Source organism: Novosphingobium sp. HNCC26DJ243, from assembly GCF_057180545.1.
On the sequence record NZ_JBXUGN010000022.1, the window covers coordinates 1 to 893 of the forward strand.

The window sequence follows — 893 nt, forward strand, 5'->3', positions numbered from 1 at the left end:
ATTGAGGGATATTGTCCATGTTTTCCGGCTCGATTCCGGCCCTTGTGACTCCTTTTCGCGACGGGGCGTTCGACGAGAAAGCGTTTCGGCGTCTGGTCGACTGGCAGATCGAGAACGGATCGTCGGCGCTGGTCCCCTGCGGCACCACGGGCGAGGCCTCGACGCTGTCTAATGCCGAGCATCACCGCGTGATCGAGGTCTGCGTCGAGCAGGCGGCGGGCCGCGTGCCGGTGATCGCGGGCTGCGGCAGCAACGACACGATGAACGCGCTGCTGCACATGACGTTCTCGAAGAAGTGCGGCGCGCAGGCCGCGCTCTGCGTCGGGCCTTATTACAATCGCCCGAGCCAGGCGGGGATCATCGCGCATTTCAGCTACCTTGCCGAGCACAGCGACCTGCCGATCGTGCTCTACAACGTGCCCGGTCGCACGGTGACCGACATCCTGCCCGAGACGGTGTGCGAACTGGCCAAGCGCTATCCCGACCGGATCGTCGCGATCAAGGATGCGAGCGGCGATCTTTCGCGCGTGACCGACCACCGCATGGGGATCGGAAAGCACTTCTGCCAGCTTTCGGGCGACGATGAACTGGCGCTTCCGGCCAACGCCGCGGGCGCGCGGGGCTGCATCTCGGTGACGGCGAACGTTGCGCCGCAGCTATGCGCCGATTTCCAGGCGGCCTGCGCCGCCAACGATTTCGAGAAGGCGCGCGAGCTGAACGACCGGCTCTACCCGCTGCACTACGCAATGTTTTCCGACGCATCGCCCGCGCCGGTGAAGTACGCGCTGAGCCGCGTGTTCGGCGATATCACCGACGAACTGCGCCTGCCGCTGGTCCCGGCCAGCGAAGCCGCCCGCGCCAAGGTGGACGCCGCGCTGGAACACGCAGGGCTG

1 protein-coding gene is annotated in these 893 nt (G+C 66.2%); it reads left to right on the plus strand.

From position 1 onward, the window contains the following. Window positions 1–17: 17 nt before the first annotated feature. Window positions 18–893, plus strand: an 876-nt coding sequence (gene dapA, locus AC2A04_RS18275; RefSeq protein ID WP_484213785.1) for a 4-hydroxy-tetrahydrodipicolinate synthase, incomplete at its 3' end; no start/stop codon positions are given.